This window comes from Pelosinus sp. IPA-1 (genome assembly GCF_030269905.1).
Classification (GTDB): domain Bacteria; phylum Bacillota; class Negativicutes; order DSM-13327; family DSM-13327; genus Pelosinus.
This window is the reverse complement of record NZ_BSVC01000006.1, coordinates 220,201-234,897: the sequence shown is the minus strand read 5'-3', so window position 1 is coordinate 234,897 and position 14,697 is coordinate 220,201. Positions and strand designations below refer to the sequence as shown.

General features: G+C 36.9%; 21 protein-coding genes and 1 pseudogene. 7 read left to right on the top strand and 15 right to left on the bottom strand.

What is annotated here, in order from left to right:
- Positions 1 to 48: 48 nt before the first annotated feature.
- From QSJ81_RS16060 to QSJ81_RS16040, 5 genes are all read right to left on the bottom strand, one after another.
- Positions 49 to 795, bottom strand: a complete 747-nt coding sequence (locus tag QSJ81_RS16060) for a rolling circle replication-associated protein (protein ID WP_285718369.1) — start codon at positions 793 to 795, stop codon at positions 49 to 51.
- Positions 796 to 1,095: 300 nt separating this feature from the next.
- Entirely contained in the window at positions 1,096 to 1,296 is a 201-nt protein-coding gene (locus QSJ81_RS16055; RefSeq protein ID WP_285718368.1) for a hypothetical protein, read from the bottom strand.
- Between the two features lie 55 nt (positions 1,297 to 1,351).
- Positions 1,352 to 1,600 (bottom strand): hypothetical protein, encoded by a 249-nt coding sequence (locus QSJ81_RS16050; protein ID WP_285718367.1) that lies wholly within the window; start codon positions 1,598 to 1,600, stop codon positions 1,352 to 1,354.
- 64 nt (positions 1,601 to 1,664) lie between these two features.
- Positions 1,665 to 2,201 carry a hypothetical protein gene (locus QSJ81_RS16045; RefSeq protein WP_285718366.1) on the bottom strand — a complete coding sequence of 179 codons (537 nt, stop codon included), beginning with the start codon at positions 2,199 to 2,201 and terminating at the stop codon, positions 1,665 to 1,667.
- 296 nt (positions 2,202 to 2,497) lie between these two features.
- Positions 2,498 to 2,662, bottom strand: coding sequence for a hypothetical protein (locus QSJ81_RS16040; protein ID WP_285718365.1), 165 nt, complete (start codon positions 2,660 to 2,662; stop codon positions 2,498 to 2,500).
- A 170-nt stretch (positions 2,663 to 2,832) separates the two neighbouring features.
- On the opposite strand from QSJ81_RS16040, the gene QSJ81_RS16035 reads away from it, so the two are divergent.
- Positions 2,833 to 3,009, top strand: coding sequence for a hypothetical protein (locus tag QSJ81_RS16035; protein WP_285718364.1), 177 nt, complete (start codon positions 2,833 to 2,835; stop codon positions 3,007 to 3,009).
- Between the two features lie 127 nt (positions 3,010 to 3,136).
- Positions 3,137 to 3,490, top strand: a complete 354-nt coding sequence (locus tag QSJ81_RS16030) for a hypothetical protein (protein WP_285718363.1) — start codon at positions 3,137 to 3,139, stop codon at positions 3,488 to 3,490.
- Here QSJ81_RS16030 and QSJ81_RS16025 read toward each other — a convergent pair.
- On the bottom strand, positions 3,476 to 3,670 hold the full coding sequence (locus QSJ81_RS16025) for a hypothetical protein (protein ID WP_285718362.1): 195 nt from the start codon (positions 3,668 to 3,670) through the stop codon (positions 3,476 to 3,478). The genes QSJ81_RS16030 and QSJ81_RS16025 overlap by 15 nt on opposite strands.
- A 35-nt stretch (positions 3,671 to 3,705) precedes the next feature.
- A complete protein-coding gene (locus QSJ81_RS16020; protein WP_285718361.1) occupies positions 3,706 to 4,002 on the bottom strand; it encodes a hypothetical protein in 297 nt (98 codons plus the stop codon).
- Positions 4,003 to 4,104: 102 nt separating this feature from the next.
- On the opposite strand from QSJ81_RS16020, the gene QSJ81_RS16015 reads away from it, so the two are divergent.
- Complete coding sequence (locus tag QSJ81_RS16015; protein WP_285718360.1) at positions 4,105 to 4,329, top strand: hypothetical protein; 225 nt, start codon at positions 4,105 to 4,107, stop codon at positions 4,327 to 4,329.
- An 8-nt stretch (positions 4,330 to 4,337) separates the two neighbouring features.
- On the opposite strand, the gene QSJ81_RS16010 is transcribed toward QSJ81_RS16015, so the two are convergent.
- Positions 4,338 to 4,478: a hypothetical protein gene (locus QSJ81_RS16010; protein WP_285718359.1), complete on the bottom strand. Its 141-nt coding sequence runs from the start codon at positions 4,476 to 4,478 to the stop codon at positions 4,338 to 4,340.
- An 18-nt stretch (positions 4,479 to 4,496) separates the two neighbouring features.
- Positions 4,497 to 4,742: a helix-turn-helix domain-containing protein gene (locus QSJ81_RS16005; protein WP_285718358.1), complete on the bottom strand. Its 246-nt coding sequence runs from the start codon at positions 4,740 to 4,742 to the stop codon at positions 4,497 to 4,499.
- Positions 4,743 to 4,899: 157 nt separating this feature from the next.
- Between QSJ81_RS16005 and QSJ81_RS16000 the strand changes: the two genes are divergently transcribed.
- Positions 4,900 to 5,226, top strand: coding sequence for a helix-turn-helix domain-containing protein (locus QSJ81_RS16000; protein ID WP_285718357.1), 327 nt, complete (start codon positions 4,900 to 4,902; stop codon positions 5,224 to 5,226).
- 271 nt (positions 5,227 to 5,497) lie between these two features.
- Positions 5,498 to 7,018 (top strand): recombinase family protein, encoded by a 1,521-nt coding sequence (locus QSJ81_RS15995; RefSeq protein WP_285718356.1) that lies wholly within the window; start codon positions 5,498 to 5,500, stop codon positions 7,016 to 7,018.
- A gap of 19 nt (positions 7,019 to 7,037) precedes the next feature.
- On the opposite strand, the pseudogene QSJ81_RS15990 reads toward QSJ81_RS15995, so the two are convergent.
- Positions 7,038 to 7,361 (bottom strand): annotated as a pseudogene (locus tag QSJ81_RS15990) (L,D-transpeptidase); the annotation flags it as partial.
- Positions 7,362 to 7,530: 169 nt separating this feature from the next.
- Here QSJ81_RS15990 and QSJ81_RS15985 point away from each other — a divergent pair.
- Entirely contained in the window at positions 7,531 to 8,742 is a 1,212-nt protein-coding gene (locus tag QSJ81_RS15985) for an alanyl-tRNA editing protein (RefSeq protein ID WP_285718354.1), read from the top strand.
- 92 nt (positions 8,743 to 8,834) lie between these two features.
- On the opposite strand, the gene QSJ81_RS15980 is transcribed toward QSJ81_RS15985, so the two are convergent.
- The 4 genes from QSJ81_RS15980 to QSJ81_RS15965 all read right to left on the bottom strand — a co-directional run bounded on the left by QSJ81_RS15980 (position 8,835) and on the right by QSJ81_RS15965 (position 11,904).
- Entirely contained in the window at positions 8,835 to 9,560 is a 726-nt protein-coding gene (locus QSJ81_RS15980) for a 3D domain-containing protein (protein WP_285718353.1), read from the bottom strand.
- Between the two features lie 167 nt (positions 9,561 to 9,727).
- A complete protein-coding gene (locus tag QSJ81_RS15975; protein ID WP_285718352.1) occupies positions 9,728 to 10,957 on the bottom strand; it encodes a Zn-dependent hydrolase in 1,230 nt (409 codons plus the stop codon).
- 147 nt (positions 10,958 to 11,104) lie between these two features.
- Positions 11,105 to 11,239, bottom strand: a complete 135-nt coding sequence (locus tag QSJ81_RS15970; RefSeq protein WP_285718351.1) for a DUF2970 domain-containing protein — start codon at positions 11,237 to 11,239, stop codon at positions 11,105 to 11,107.
- A gap of 167 nt (positions 11,240 to 11,406) precedes the next feature.
- Positions 11,407 to 11,904, bottom strand: a complete 498-nt coding sequence (locus tag QSJ81_RS15965) for a ferritin family protein (RefSeq protein ID WP_285718350.1) — start codon at positions 11,902 to 11,904, stop codon at positions 11,407 to 11,409.
- A gap of 213 nt (positions 11,905 to 12,117) precedes the next feature.
- On the opposite strand from QSJ81_RS15965, the gene tpx reads away from it, so the two are divergent.
- The gene (tpx, locus tag QSJ81_RS15960; RefSeq protein ID WP_285718349.1) at positions 12,118 to 12,630 is read left to right on the top strand and encodes a thiol peroxidase; all 513 of its coding nucleotides are present in this window, start codon (positions 12,118 to 12,120) and stop codon (positions 12,628 to 12,630) included.
- A gap of 101 nt (positions 12,631 to 12,731) precedes the next feature.
- Here tpx and QSJ81_RS15955 read toward each other — a convergent pair whose 3' ends face one another.
- Entirely contained in the window at positions 12,732 to 14,633 is a 1,902-nt protein-coding gene (locus tag QSJ81_RS15955) for a type I glutamate--ammonia ligase (RefSeq protein WP_285718348.1), read from the bottom strand.
- Between the last annotated feature and the right edge of the window lie 64 nt (positions 14,634 to 14,697).

Here is a 14,697-nt window from a genome sequence, read left to right as displayed (position 1 = left end):
TCTGACAAAAATATCTGATACTATGTAATTAACAGAACAGATGGCAAATCATATTCGATCTTCGTCACTGCCTGGAATCTTAATCATGCGATAAAACAAATATGGATAATTATGTTCCGTATGACCTCTTTTAACTTCTGCAATATAATAGCCCTTAATAGGCTTCGGTTCTTCTTTCCATGAGCTAGCATGTACGGTTCTTATTTTTGGTGTTTTATCTGGATGAACTAAGTTATTACTACTGATCCAGCGCCGACCATGTACTTTATCCTCAGTATTAAAAGTATTTTTACTCTCTTTGATAAAATAGTTGGCAAGACGTTCACAATCTTCCGGCTCACCTCCAAAAAGCTGTATTTTAGTAAAACCTAAATTCCAAACCTTTTTAATCGCTTTAATTCCCAATTGGACATTGTTAATTAATAAATGGTGATGTATGCGTCCTTTTTTATGTTCTGTTACGCCTATATATTTCAGTACAGCTCCTACTTTTTTGTATTGGTAACGTAATTTATCAATAGCCTTTTTAAATAATGACTTTGCCTCTTTGGGTTGTGGTTCTTCCATGTTTTTCCCATAAGTACATGTTAGGTACAAATCATCTTCTTTAAAATTTTCACTCATATCATAGTAAAGGCTTTCATATGATCTTCTCTCATTGCCTTTTTTCTGTAATTCAGATGTAGGATTCATATTTTTATTTCTTGGTCGTTTAGATGATGTATTTCTACTGGTATGGTATTTAATAACATCCTTGATCTTACCAGCTGTTGTTATTTTTTCTCTGTACGACATCTAACTTCTCCTATTTTTAACTATATTTTCTATTTGGTATATTTTTTTCTGAATTGAATATACTGTAGATAGAAAGTGTATAGTTTTCTTCTAGTATTAATTAGCTTTATCAAGTTAATTACGGCCTTAAGCCGTATTTTTATTGATATTTTTGCGTACATATAATATAATTAATTAACCGAATTACATCGTATGTACAGTCTCTCTAGTAAACCCTTACAAGCTATTTGCAGTAGCTCGTAAGGGTTTTTAATTTACCTCCTCCAAAATTTAAATCTTTGACATTTTCCCAAGTAGGTATCATCCTACCCTGTCTATTTTTTTCGCGACAAGAAAGTTATTACAGGCTTTTTGAGTTTCCGTCACTTCTACTGCAACTTTCTGATTATTAATATTACGCTGTATCTCATAGCACACTTTCTTCCCGGCTCCACGATAGGCATCACGATTAATAAAACGACATTCACCGCACTTGTGGGGATGATATTTTTTATATGCCACTTATAACCCGCCCCCTTATTTACCTTGTGTCTTGAACATTAGATAACCCTCTGACTCATGCAGCTACACCCAGGCGCTCTCCGATCATTTCTCTGATTGCTTGGGCAAAACCAAATGCACGAATATCTTTATTTTCTCTGCCAATGTCCACATAGACCCGCAGAGCTTCTATTAATTCATTTACACTCATTAATTTAAAAAGATCATGTTTTTTAGCGTACTCATAACCGCTGATATATGCTTTATCCGTTTTTGGATATAAATTATGTAGTTTTCTAAAACTCTCAAATGTCAATTTACTCATGTATAACGCCCTCCCATTGACCCCGCATTATATGGCGTGGTATAATCGGGGTGAATTTGATATTTTAACTAAGTCGTCTGTGCGCCAACACAGGCGATTTTTCTTTGCCCTGCATGTACTGTGTAACACCTAATCCATACTTATATTCCAGTTCCATGATTAGATTAATAGTTGAATTTGCACGATCTACTAGCCTATGTGCTGTTAGTTCTAAATCATTCAATTCATTTTCGGATAAATCTTTACGATCATTTTTGTCTAGTAAGATAGTTGGCAGATCTTCAAGCAATACAAAGACCTCTTTGTCCTGTTTTTTAAGACGAAGGATCATGCTTTGCACATGCCTATCAACCTTTTGGTATCCGAATAGTTTCATGAACCCAGTAGCTTCTAATGCAACTGCTGAAGCAGCAATACTATTCATTTGGGATAGTTTCTGCCTAGCCTTATTAGGTATCGCTCTTGCATTCTTACAAGCCGAGTAAATAGAATCTACTGAATACCCTATATCTGCCGCTAGTGCTTTCGGTGGTCGATCACAGCACATAATTGCTAATTCAAGCATGTCACCAATACTATCCATCATTGGTACGTCTATCATTTTTTACCACTTCCTTTTGTCGGAATATCACTAAACTATCTGACAGAATGATTTGCTATACTTATATCAGAGGACAACTTCTTACGTTCTCACCCCCACTTAGCCTGTCCACACGATAGGCTTTCTTTTTTACAATTCACCTGGCACGAAAAAGAGCACCAGTAGAAGAAGCGCTAACAAGAATAAGTTCTCTAGCCGTTGAGCTTGTCGCGATGTTGTGATTATTGCAAAAGGATAACGGACATTATTAATTTCCATACAATCACCCTGCCTGTCCAATTTATTCATAAGCCAGACTAACTGGCTATTTCCGTAGTTACTTCATCAGATTGAGTTACATTATGACTAAGCTTTTTGAATTTCTCCATCTCTATCTCACATAGAATTTCCATAACTACTTTGTTGAAAGCTTCTTTTGCTTTCTCACTTACTGGCATGCTAGACAACGCCGCGTCAATCATAACATCCCCTCCCATACAATCTATGTGCGACAGCTTTTCCAACATTACTGGATTTTTTTAAGTTAAGTGCATCACTTTGTTAACGTTTAGATGCATACAGCACCACTCTGAACCGTTCCGCCTCTTTTGTGTTATCCTTGAATTTGAATACCTTGTAGGAGGCGTTGCAATTGCCGTCTAATTTATCACCAATAACAGTACGTACAGCTGATGATATATTTAAAGCTAAACTGCAGCGCCTAGCTCAAATTCACGGGCGCTCCGTAAGCAAAGAGGCTGAACTCATTTTGAAACGTTATGTACAAAACTATGAAGAAAAATATGGAGAAATTGAAATTGATAAATAATCTACCCTGTCTAGCATCCCTTGCTTAAAATAAATGACTTTCTTTTTTAGCAATTCCCTTCTGTTCTTTTACAATTTAATACAGGTGATTTATGCCTTTTGTCGAATTGCACCTTGAAGGAGGTGATATGATGGATAACCGCATGGAATATTTACTACAAGTGGCTCATGAGTGCATCTTGAATTCCGAATATGCAATAGATACATATATTGAAGAAGAGAATATTTCTAATAAACTTTATGTCTCTTTACAATTCATGAACCAAGCTTTCCAATGTGCAAAACAATTTCAGAATCAATATTATTTGATCAGAGAATCTAAAGGCCCTAATTACCTAGTAGAACAGTTTTACCATCAGTTTCTGTTTGTAAATCAAGAATACTTAGATTCTCTAAAAACCGATCATAGCTTACAAGAAACTCATTCAGAATTTAAAAAACTAGAAGATTTCTATAATGAACTAAGATCAAGCATCGAATAATTTTACGAGCTTTAATACTTCGTCAAATATGAGCTTGGCTTTTTTATTACCTATTCCAAATTTAATAAATTGTTTTGCGATTTCTTCTGCAATATGAGCAACTGCAAAATCAGTATGTTTGCTTTTAATTTGATTACCGTCACTATTACCAGTAGTGGCGGTTTCATTTGTCGCTAACATTTTCTCAACCCCCTTTCTATCCTGCTAGCTTTCTATCACCTTGTTGTGCTACTCTTAAATAACTTATTTTTTTGCAGTGTGATTGATTGAGCAACTTTTATTGTTGTAATAACATCGGCCACGCCACTTTTTTCTACTTCATAAAAAAGTTCTAAAGCAAAATTCAATTTTTCACTAACTTCATCACTCGAATGATTTTTCAATTTTTCGCTTATGAAAGCAATTAGATGATCCTGCTTTTGTTTTTTTCCCTTGAGAAAATTAAACGTTTCTTCATTAACCTCTACCATTATTGGTTTTTCTCTATCAGTACCTTTTTCTTCTGATATCATTGTTTCCTCATCCCCTTTCTACCCTCCTAACTAAAGCAGGATATTTTTCTTTATAATGTCGAAGACAATAGCTTGGCACAGGCGCAGTTAGGATGTGATTAATTGAACCAAGACCAAGAAAAAGCTTTAAATGACCTTCTTGGGCAAACCTTAGAAAAGAAGTGTACTAAGTGTGATAATATATTGCGTTTTGATGTACTAGCGGTGTTTATGGGAGGCGAAACACTTGTTTGTAGCAAGTGCAGCACAGAAAATCATGCTAGTACTGATAAAAACGCACTTGAAAACTATCTCTCCCTGTTTCCTGATAAAAACAATTTAAGCTAATTCAATAATTATTCTGCGCCTGTGCCTTTTAATTTTGCTAATTCATTTACTTCCTTCACAGCAGATAAAAGTATCTCCAATTGCTTTTCTAAGACCGTCAAGTTAACTAAAAAAACATTAACGGATTTAATTATTTCTACTTTTTCCAATTGTCTCACCCCCCCTTTCTACCCTACTAGCTTTACATTGACTGGATTACTGGTTTCATCTTCACCACTGAGCTCATATAGCAGATCATTAACCGTTACTCTAAGAACCGAAGCAAGCTTTATAATATCTGATGCTGCTGGTTCAGAATTGTCATTTTCCCATCCACTTAAGGTAGTTTGTGGGATACCAGTAATACTCTCAATTTCTTTTTGCGACTTCCTTAGTTGATTGCGGAATAATTTTATTCTCTTTCCTAACGACATATCGTTTTTCACCTCCATTTTTAAACTGTATTTCGTTTGTTTTAATCTTAAACTATATTTAGTTATGCGTCAACGGTATTTAGTTTAATATTTTATAAATTTTCTTGTTATAATCTCTATATAACATAACGAAAAATCGTTAAATGAGGTAAAATAAATGGATATTGCTGAAAAAATCACGTATTGGAGAAATTTCCGAGGATATAGTACTACCAAATTAGCCAAAGCTGCTGGGATCGCCCAATCAACATTAAGAGAAATTGAATTAAAAAACACATCCCCCTCGTGGGATACAGTTGAAAAACTATGTTCCGCATTAGAAATTTCTCCAATGGAGTTAATTGCAACAAATGAGCCTCTAAACCATAAACCAAACTACGACGACAAAATAAAAAACTTGCCGGAGCAAGCTAAAAAAATTATTGATACAGTTATTGAAGTTAATCAACCTGCAAAAGAACAGGCTGCAGCATCGGGGAAGTAAAAATTTTACCGCGAATTGTCCGACAAAGTCTAAAACTGTCTAAAAATCGAAAATGATACAAAAAGTGCATCATCTTTACTTGTTTTCGATTTATTTCGACAAAAATGTACTAATTTAATGGATAATCACTGAAACGCCTAATTAAATAGTAAATCCTAGCAAAAGATACAGCACTATTCCACTATTAGCGTGGTCAGGCTGTGTCTTTTTAAAACTAGGCCATAAATATAATTCTATGAAAGTAATTAATATGCACTAGTAAGGAGACGTAATGAGAGCAGCCATCTACGCACGTGTAAGTACAGAAGACCAAGCCAAGCATGGATATTCTTTACCGGATCAAATAGCATCCTGTAAAACTTATCTTCAAGGACTAGGCTATCACGATATAATTGAATATGTTGATGATGGTTATAGCGGTGAATACATAGACAGACCAGCTATATCCAATCTTAGGGATGATGCAGACGAAGGACGCATTAATATAGTAGCCGTATATGACCCAGACAGACTTGCCAGAAAGCTATTTATTCAACTCCTTATCTCCGAAGAATTGGAGCGTAATAATGTAAAACTGCATTTCGTTACTGGTCAGTATGATTCTAGCCCAGAAGGAAGACTCTTCTTTTCCATGCGCGGAGCTGTGGCTGAATTCGAAAAAGAGAAGATTCGTGAACGATCTATGCGCGGTAAACGCAAAAAGGCCCAAGATAAAAAACTATCTAATAGCAATCTATTTGGCTACGATTATATTAAAGAGACTAAATCTTATAAAATCAATCCCGATCAAGCAGCAATTATCAAGGATATCTATAATCGTGTAGTAGAGCACCAGGACAGCGTTGTCAGTATACAAACGTATTTAAAAGATAAGGCTATCCCCTCTCCGACTGGCAAAGCTATATGGCCAACATCAACCATATATAGAATTTTAAAAAATCATACCTATACAGGTGTATTTGCAAGCATGAAAATAAGGCAACAGAAAACTGGCATAAAAAGCAAGCTTATTACACATCGTCCTGAAAATGAATGGATTAACATCCCTGTTCCGGAAATCATACCGGAAGAATTATTCAATCGTACACAGGCACAATTAGACCGCAATAAAATCAAAACTAAGCGGCCAATGATGTACCCTTACCTACTGTCTGGAATTTTATATTGCGGTGTATGTGGACGTAGAATGGTTGCTCACCACTGTGCATTCCGTGACGGTAGCTATAAACCGTATTACCAATGCCTAACGCAACGTAACCCTAACTTAAAGGCTGCAGGATTTAAATGCGAAAGTAGAAGTCTTCCAGCCAATGCGATAGATCAGGATATTTGGACTATGTTAATGGAATCGTTCTTAGACCCTGAAAAGGCAAAAAAATATATGCCCAAACAAGAAATAGTTGACCATAGTTCCGAATTGGAGAAAATCACTAAATTAGAGACTGAGTTGATTAAACGGCGTGAAACTATTGCCCGGTGGTTTAGGCAGCAAATCTTACCCGAAGCCGAAGCAGAAAAGGAACTAACAGCAATCAATTCACAGTTAAATACTATAAAAAGCAGAAAAGACAGCCTCGCTCCCGTGATTATTTCACAGAATAAGCCGTCTTTTGCATCGTTAGCAAAAAATATGCGCCTCCTCGTAGACCAGGGTGAATTAACGAAGGAACAAAAAAGAAAAATCATTACCGCCACTATTAGTAAAATAACCGTAACTAGAATTGATAATCACTCTGGGAAAGGCTCACGCAGTAAGCCGCCTATATTTAAGATCGTATGGGAGACAGTATAATTTTGTCATGTTGATTTATCCATGGTTTGTTTGTTCCATGAATACCATAAATTCCCCAGGGCACATTAATCCCTATCCAACGAGTACCAAATCCAGTTCCCCAATTATAGTCTTTCCATACTACATTCCACTCGCCAATGGGCGTCGGAGTTCCACTCTTACCAACCGCAATTCGGTATGTTTTATGTAGGTTTCCATCACTATATACTTCTAAGACTCGCTGAGAGACTTTAACAACAATGCTTACTGCTCCGATCGGTGCAGTTTTAGGCTGATTTTCAATAGCCGCCAACTCTTGTTCATCCATGTATTCAAAACCAACCATCCCAAAGATAAGACTCATAAGAAGTAAAATAGCTACACTATAAAAAACTTGTGATTTTTTTACCTTTAAAATTGTCACACCTATTCCCCCTACACAACCTCTCCCAAAAAATATATGTGCAAGAAGGAAAAAATAGTATAATAGTATCTATAGCTTATCAAAACCAGTTATTATAGGAGGTATCTTCTTGACAACTACAAAACTTTACCACGAAAATGCTTATATAAAAGAATTTAATGCCAATATTATACAAGCTAGCCCCTTACCTAATAATAGGTGGGCTGTCATCTTAGACCGAACTGCTTTTTATCCAGAATCAGGTGGACAACCCTTCGACCTTGGCTATATTGACGATCTAGCTGTTATCGAAGTTCAGGAAGATGGCGAAAATGTCGTTCATATCCTTGAAGCAGAACCAATTACTCGCAGTGTACAGGGACGGATTAACTGGGAGAGGCGTTTTGATCATATGCAGCAACATAGCGGTCAACATATTCTCTCTGGTGCATTTTACTCTATACTAAAAGCAAATACTGTCGGATTTCATTTAGGCAAAGAATCCAGCCAAATTGATTTAGATATTGAATTTCTAACACCTGAAAATCTAGAATCCGTAGAAATAGCAGCCAATCAAGTTGTTATCCAAGCACAAGCCGTACATACTCACTGGTTGAATCAATCTAACTTGCAGAACTTCCCCTTACGCAAACCTCCTGCAAAAGACTTTTCTGAAATACGACTAGTGGAAATCGCTAATTTTGACTACTCTGCTTGTTGCGGTACTCATGTTGCCAATACAGGAGAAATCGGCTGTATTAAAATTCTTAGCTGGGAGCGTAAGAAAAATGGCGTACGAGTTGATTTTGTCTGCGGCTGGCGCGGCCTCGCAGACTATCAGCAAAAGAATACGATTCTGCATCAACTAGCAAGTTGCCTATCATTGCCTATTCCTAATGTTCTTAATGGCGTAGAAAAACAATTGCAGAAGTTAGAGACTACTACCAAAGAATTAGCCTTATTAAAGCAAGAATTACACCGCAATCTCGCAGTTACTCTTTATCAACAAGGAGAAGTCATTAATCATCATAAATTAATTGTACATACTCTCACAGACGCTAGCCCTAACGAGGTAAATTATATCGCCAAGGAACTGAGTAGTAACCCCTATACCATCGCTCTTATCGCTGGGGTAAATCAAGAACAAACTAAAGTTCACCTTGTTTTTTCCGCTTCATCGGATGTTGCTCTTCACATGGGTCAAGAAGTAAAAAAGATACTCCCTCTATTAGATGGAAAAGGTGGCGGAAATGAGCAATCTGCTCAAGGAGGCGGTAGTAATATTGGCGAGCTCCCTGCCGCACTTACGTTAGCAAGAGAAAACATACGGAAACAATTGTAGGAACCTGTAACTGTTATATTTTATAGGTTATCAAATAACAAAAAATGGCTCTAGCATGTAACTTATAGTTACTCACTAGAGCCATTTTTTGATTAATTTAATACATATACTTTTACGTTCTTAATTCCATAATCAAGAGCATCTTGACGATTATTAAAGACTAAATCAATACGATTGCCTTTAATAGCACTGCCTTGATCATCTGCGACAGCTTCACCATAACCTTCTACCCACAATTTTGTTCCCATTGGAATGACATTAGGATCTACTGCGGCCACTCCTGGACGCACAGCGCCACCTACATAATTCTTATTACCCCATTTACCATTATCTAATGGCCCAGGCGCATAGGCCGTAGAAGTCATATTTAATACTCTCTTATAATTTTGAGGCGCTGCTGTCAGAGAATTACTCTCTTGGACAGCTTTTGGTGCCAAGGATTGATTATTAAATAATGCAGCAATTGCCGCTAATTCTTTTCCATAAGGAATTGCTTGATCTGTAATCTTTTGCTCAACCTGTTGGCGTAAAGCATTGCTTACTACTTGGTTCACATTACCTTGCACTAAGGCATTGGCAGTGCTCACTTGACTTGATTGGTTTATAGCCGTTTTTGCCAAGTTTTCTAATAGTCCCTGTTTATTTCCCTGCTCCCATTGTTTCTTTAATAGCAACAGTTGTTGTATGCGATCAACACTAGCATTTTGCGCAACCAACTGTGCCAACTGCTCATCTAAGGCTGCAGCATGAACTGGCATGGCAGGAGAAAAGAAGTGAACTGCCACAACTGCACATATACTGGCAATTAATTTTTTCATTCAAAATCCCCTTTCAAAATACGTCATGGATAAGTCCTGTCCCTGTCATTTTACCATACTGTTTACATAATTAGTAACGGTAATAACTGCCTAAAAAAAATAGAGCCGTCTTAAGACCGCTCTACTACTGGCTTTTTCGATATTTCATTATGAACAAAACCATGAGTCTACTTTGCCAACTGATATAAAGTTTCCGTTAGAATATCAATTCCTACCATTATATCATCATCCTTCGTGTACTCTTCTGGATTGTGACTGATTCCATCTTTGGAAGGAACAAATATCATACCCGTTGGTGCTAAGCGAGATAGATTCATAGCATCATGACCTGCTCGGCTATGTAAAAATTGGTAAGGCACATTTTTTTCATTACAAACCTTCTTAATAAGACTCATAATTTCTTTATTCATTTTTACAGGCTTTTCTGCTGAAAGCATTACGATGGAAACCCCAGTTTCTTGCTCTTCCGCAATTGCGCTAACCGCATCCTTAATATCCTGTAAACATTCAATAATACTTTCATGATCTATGCCGCGAATATCTACATGCATTTCCACCATACCAGGAATAACATTGATAGAACCTGGGTGGACTTTGAGCATGCCTACCGTAGCTACTGTGCCGTAGCTTGATTGTTCGAGTCCGATCTCTTGTATCGCTAACACGATCATAGAAGCACTTACTAGGGCATCTTGTCGCTCTTCCATTGGAGTAGAGCCTGAATGAGCAGCTACGCCCTCTACTATAATCTTAAGACGTGTAGGAGCAGCGATGGCTTCCACTATTCCTATCGTTTTTTCTTCCTTTTCTAACACCTTTCCCTGCTCAATATGAAGTTCAATAAATGCCTTTATTTCCTCACTACTTCGTGCTGCAGCACTGAGATGTTCTAAATCATAACGATTTTCTAACATTACTTCTGGAAAACTCCTGCCATCTTGGTCTTTAGCCTTACTCCAAGCAATGCTATTAGCTAATCCCACCATAGTTTTACTTCCTATTGTAGCAAAACCAAAGCGACTTGATTCTTCAGAAGCAAAAACAATCAACTCAACTGGGTGTGTTAAGCCTCCTCTATCTTTTAAACGACGTATCGCTGCTAACCCGCCAATTACTCCAAGTACACCGTCATACTTGCCCCCCTCTGGCACTGTATCCAAATGGGAACCCGTAGCTACTGCTGGTAATGTATTATCTTTGCCCTCTAGACGACCAATAATATTGCCAATTTGATCGACTGTGACGACTAGGCCTTCCTGCTTCATTAAGCTTATTATGTATTCTTGCGATTCTACAGCGGTTTGGCTAAAAGCTAAGCGAGTTATGCCGCGAGGTCCCTTTCCAAAACAGGCAATTTTCTCTATTTCATTTATTACCCATTCTTTATCTTTAATCATCAGCACCGCCCCCTTATAACGTTTCTTTCTATATAAACAGTATAACCTGATCTCAACAATATTTCCATCTCTTACCTACATATAATTTAGCATTCTTTTCTGATACTTTTTATACCCAAAAGAAAAAGTGCCCAAAGGCACTTTATATCACTTATACAAAAGAGAGACGACGACCGCTATTAAGCAAATAGCTCCTAACACACCACCAATCGTAAGTGCAGTTTGATTTAACTTTTTCATGTCCTCTCTATGATGAGCACGTTTTCCCATTCCTTTAGTCATTACGTAACCCCCTCCTACCTTTCTATATGATAGGCTATATTCTAGTATATATAATTCCCTATTTTCAGAATATTTCCTGCTGGAAAGTACAATCTTTAATATTTATTGGTAAAAGAATAATCGCGGAAACTATGCCGCGATTATTCTGGTGAGGATAATATATTTACTTAAGCTAAGGTATCAAGAATTTTGCGTAATTTAACTACGTGGGTTTGTTCTTCTGCTTTAAGAGTTGTAAAGATTTTCTTAGCGTCTTCGAATTTTGATTTAGTTGCTAATTCATCATAAAACAATATAGAATCTTTTTCAGCTTGAATGGCCATTTGTAAAATTTCGCGAACTGTTGTCACTTCCGCAATTTTAACTTTCGCATCGGCTGCTGTTGGGAATACATGACCTTCTGCCAGCACTGTAAGATAACGGGAAGTCTCAGGATCAAACAAATATTCCTCTGAAGCTGCCTCTTTATTCTTATTTACTGTATCAAAAATTTTACTAAATGTTTCAAAATGAATAATTTCTTCGTTTTTCAATAAACAGAATAGATCTTTATGGGCATCTTCTTTTGCTATATCGAAAGCTTGCTGATAAAAATCACGCCCCTGCTCCTCTATATCCATCGCAATTCGTAAGCCTTCAAGATCACTAAATAATTTTACATCCATTTATATGCCCCCTCAAGTAAAAATACTATTATATCATATCTAATACTTCAACAATCTCTACTAAACTCCTGCAAAGCTACTACAAATACTGACTTCTTCTCTCATTCTTTAAAATAAAATTTCAAACTATTTAATAATAATTATTATTTACATTCTCTCTGACACATGTTACCATATATATATGATCATATTTAAACAAGGAGGCGTTCCCTAATGAGTAAACGTAGTGATGTTGTAAAATTCGGTGGCAATCCAGTGACACTAATTGGTACGGAAGTAAAGATCGGTGATAAGGCTCCTGAGTTCACTGCATTATCTCCAGATCTATCTCCTCTTTCACTTAGTGATACAAAGGGTAAGGTTCGCGTAATTAGCGTTGTGCCTTCCATAGATACATCTGTTTGTGATATTCAAACTCGCTGGTTTAATGAAGAGGCTGCTAAAATTGATGGTTTAACCGTTTTATCCATCAGTGTTGACTTACCTTTTGCCTTGAAAAAATATTGTGCTGCAAAAGATATCGCCACCATAAAAACGATCTCTGATCACAAGGATCTAGATTTTGGTCTTAAATATGGATTTGTCATTGAAGAATTACGTCTGTTATCCCGCGGTACAGTAGTCATTGATAAAAATGACATTGTACGTCACGTAGAGTATGTTGCTAATATTGGCGATCAGCCTGATTACGATAAAGTAATGGCTGTTGTAAAGCAGTACATATAAGCTTTAAAAATAGCGGCCACATATAGTTGGTCGCTATTTTCATGTAAAAAAACAGCACAAAGCCCCTTATCCGTAGATAAGGGGCTTTTGTAATTACATTATTAAATAATGTTAGATTTGTATTGAGCGTATACAGCTTTCAACTCTTCTACTTTGCCATACATTTCAACTTGAAGAGCAGAAGCAGTGTCATAATCGCCTGCTGCAATGGCATTAGCAATGCGAGTAAAAATACCCTTATGAGCTACAGTATCTTTAGCCAAATCTACACGTAAGGCGTTAACTTTTTCCCAAAGGTATAAGTCGTAATCAACTGCAGTTTCTGCATCATGCAAAGGTTTTGTAGCCTTAACAATAGCAAGGTTCTCAGGAATAATTCTCTTAACCAATTCTGTTGACCAACGGATTAATGCCCCTGCAACGAAAGCATCAATAATTTCTTGACGCAAAATATTACCTGTTTTAATTACTTGGGTTTTTTCAGGATACTTTTTAATATTTTCCATGTTTTCCCAAACGGTAGCAGGAGGTTTACTGAATAATTTATTACGTTCTTCTTCTGCATAATCTTCGAACACATCGTGTTCACTGCGATAAGCACGGTCTTTTTCTAAATAGAATCCAGGAACGCCTGCTTCTTTAGATAACTCAGCCAAAATTTCTTTAGTATTTTTACCGGACTCCACAATCGCTTTAACCCCGTCAAGCATGCTTAAGTATATAGCAGATAACGCAACATACGTATTTGTATAAGGATTCGCTGCACGAACCTCAAAACGGGTAGCTAATGGATTGTTTACGTCACGTACCAAGCCTGCAAGGATTGTACGGTTACGGGAAGGAATTTCTGGCGTATGTCCAAGAGAAGTTACGATACAAACCGGCGCCTCAAAACCTGGTTTCAAACGATTCAACGCATCATTTGTTGAAGAAATAAATGGGTTGATGGCTTCATAGTTTTTAAGTAAACCCATGAGGGAACCGTAACCAACAGCACTCATAAAATCAGCTTTCATGTCAGTAGGAGCAAACAAGTTTACTAATTTGCCTGATTTCATTTTAGCTGCGAAACCTACATGAGTATGCTCACCATTACCTGCTACACCAATGATTGGTTTTGCCTTAAAAGTTACTTCAAGACCATTGGCTCTAAAAACTTCTCTTACAACAATACGAGCTTGTAATTCATTATCGGCTGCTTGCATAGCATCGGCAAAACGCCAGTCAATTTCTAACTGTTCGCAAACATGAGTCAAATTACCAGCTTCATCAATAGTGGCTTTAATCCCACCAACTTCTTTATGGCCCATTTCAGTTTTCAAACCATAATTATCTAGCATCACAACCGTTTGTTCTAATGCAGTACGCACAGAACCACGAGTACGTTGCCAATATTGTTCTTGCAAAGTCTGGGATGCTGACAATTCAGCAACTTCAGCTTTATCAACTGGTGTCTTAACCCAAAACTCAAGTTCCGTTCCTGATGTAAAAACAATATCTTCAATGTCTTCCCCATTGATATGTTCAAGGCCAGCAACTTTAGGATATTTTTTGAATAAACTTTTCAGTTCAGATTTTATGTAAGCGAGACTATCAGCTAATACCGCACGGGAATCAACACGCAATCCATCATGCACAAGAAATGCTGGAATACGAAGTGTACCAGTAGGTTTGCCAGTTACTTCATCAATATTATCATAATTATAATCAACAAACCAATTTACATTAGCATCGGCTGGCATATCTACTTTTGCATTATTCAAAGTAGCAATACCTGTAAGTACTACAGAAGAACCATCCGTTTGTACTGCGCTTCCTCTAAAAAAATCATCCATATCTTTAAGGAATATTCCCATTGGAATTTTCTCATCAGTGTCATTACCAGCAAGGTCAATACCCACTAATGAAACAAACTTAATCTCCGAATGTTCTTGCAATAACTCAACCAATTCATTTTTACCATATTTCCCAGCTGGAATCACATAGAGTAATTCATTTATCATTTGCATCACCTCTTACATATTTTAACTACAATTGTACTCCCCATATTGACTGACGTCAACAAGT

Bases quoted from the DNA above. Each gene is read 5' to 3' on its own strand.
- QSJ81_RS16060 (WP_285718369.1), bottom strand. From the start codon at position 795: ATGTCGTACAGAGAAAAAATAACAACAGCTGGTAAGATCAAGGATGTT.
- QSJ81_RS16050 (WP_285718367.1), bottom strand. From the start codon at position 1,600: ATGAGTAAATTGACATTTGAGAGTTTTAGAAAACTACATAATTTATAT.
- QSJ81_RS16045 (WP_285718366.1), bottom strand. From the start codon at position 2,201: ATGATAGACGTACCAATGATGGATAGTATTGGTGACATGCTTGAATTA.
- QSJ81_RS16040 (WP_285718365.1), bottom strand. From the start codon at position 2,662: ATGATTGACGCGGCGTTGTCTAGCATGCCAGTAAGTGAGAAAGCAAAA.
- QSJ81_RS16030 (WP_285718363.1), top strand. From the start codon at position 3,137: ATGATGGATAACCGCATGGAATATTTACTACAAGTGGCTCATGAGTGC.
- QSJ81_RS16025 (WP_285718362.1), bottom strand. From the start codon at position 3,670: ATGTTAGCGACAAATGAAACCGCCACTACTGGTAATAGTGACGGTAAT.
- QSJ81_RS16020 (WP_285718361.1), bottom strand. From the start codon at position 4,002: ATGATATCAGAAGAAAAAGGTACTGATAGAGAAAAACCAATAATGGTA.
- QSJ81_RS16005 (WP_285718358.1), bottom strand. From the start codon at position 4,742: ATGTCGTTAGGAAAGAGAATAAAATTATTCCGCAATCAACTAAGGAAG.
- QSJ81_RS16000 (WP_285718357.1), top strand. From the start codon at position 4,900: ATGGATATTGCTGAAAAAATCACGTATTGGAGAAATTTCCGAGGATAT.
- QSJ81_RS15995 (WP_285718356.1), top strand. From the start codon at position 5,498: ATGAGAGCAGCCATCTACGCACGTGTAAGTACAGAAGACCAAGCCAAG.
- QSJ81_RS15980 (WP_285718353.1), bottom strand. From the start codon at position 9,560: ATGAAAAAATTAATTGCCAGTATATGTGCAGTTGTGGCAGTTCACTTC.
- QSJ81_RS15975 (WP_285718352.1), bottom strand. From the start codon at position 10,957: ATGATTAAAGATAAAGAATGGGTAATAAATGAAATAGAGAAAATTGCC.
- QSJ81_RS15970 (WP_285718351.1), bottom strand. From the start codon at position 11,239: ATGACTAAAGGAATGGGAAAACGTGCTCATCATAGAGAGGACATGAAA.
- QSJ81_RS15965 (WP_285718350.1), bottom strand. From the start codon at position 11,904: ATGGATGTAAAATTATTTAGTGATCTTGAAGGCTTACGAATTGCGATG.
- tpx (WP_285718349.1), top strand. From the start codon at position 12,118: ATGAGTAAACGTAGTGATGTTGTAAAATTCGGTGGCAATCCAGTGACA.
- QSJ81_RS15955 (WP_285718348.1), bottom strand. From the start codon at position 14,633: ATGATAAATGAATTACTCTATGTGATTCCAGCTGGGAAATATGGTAAA.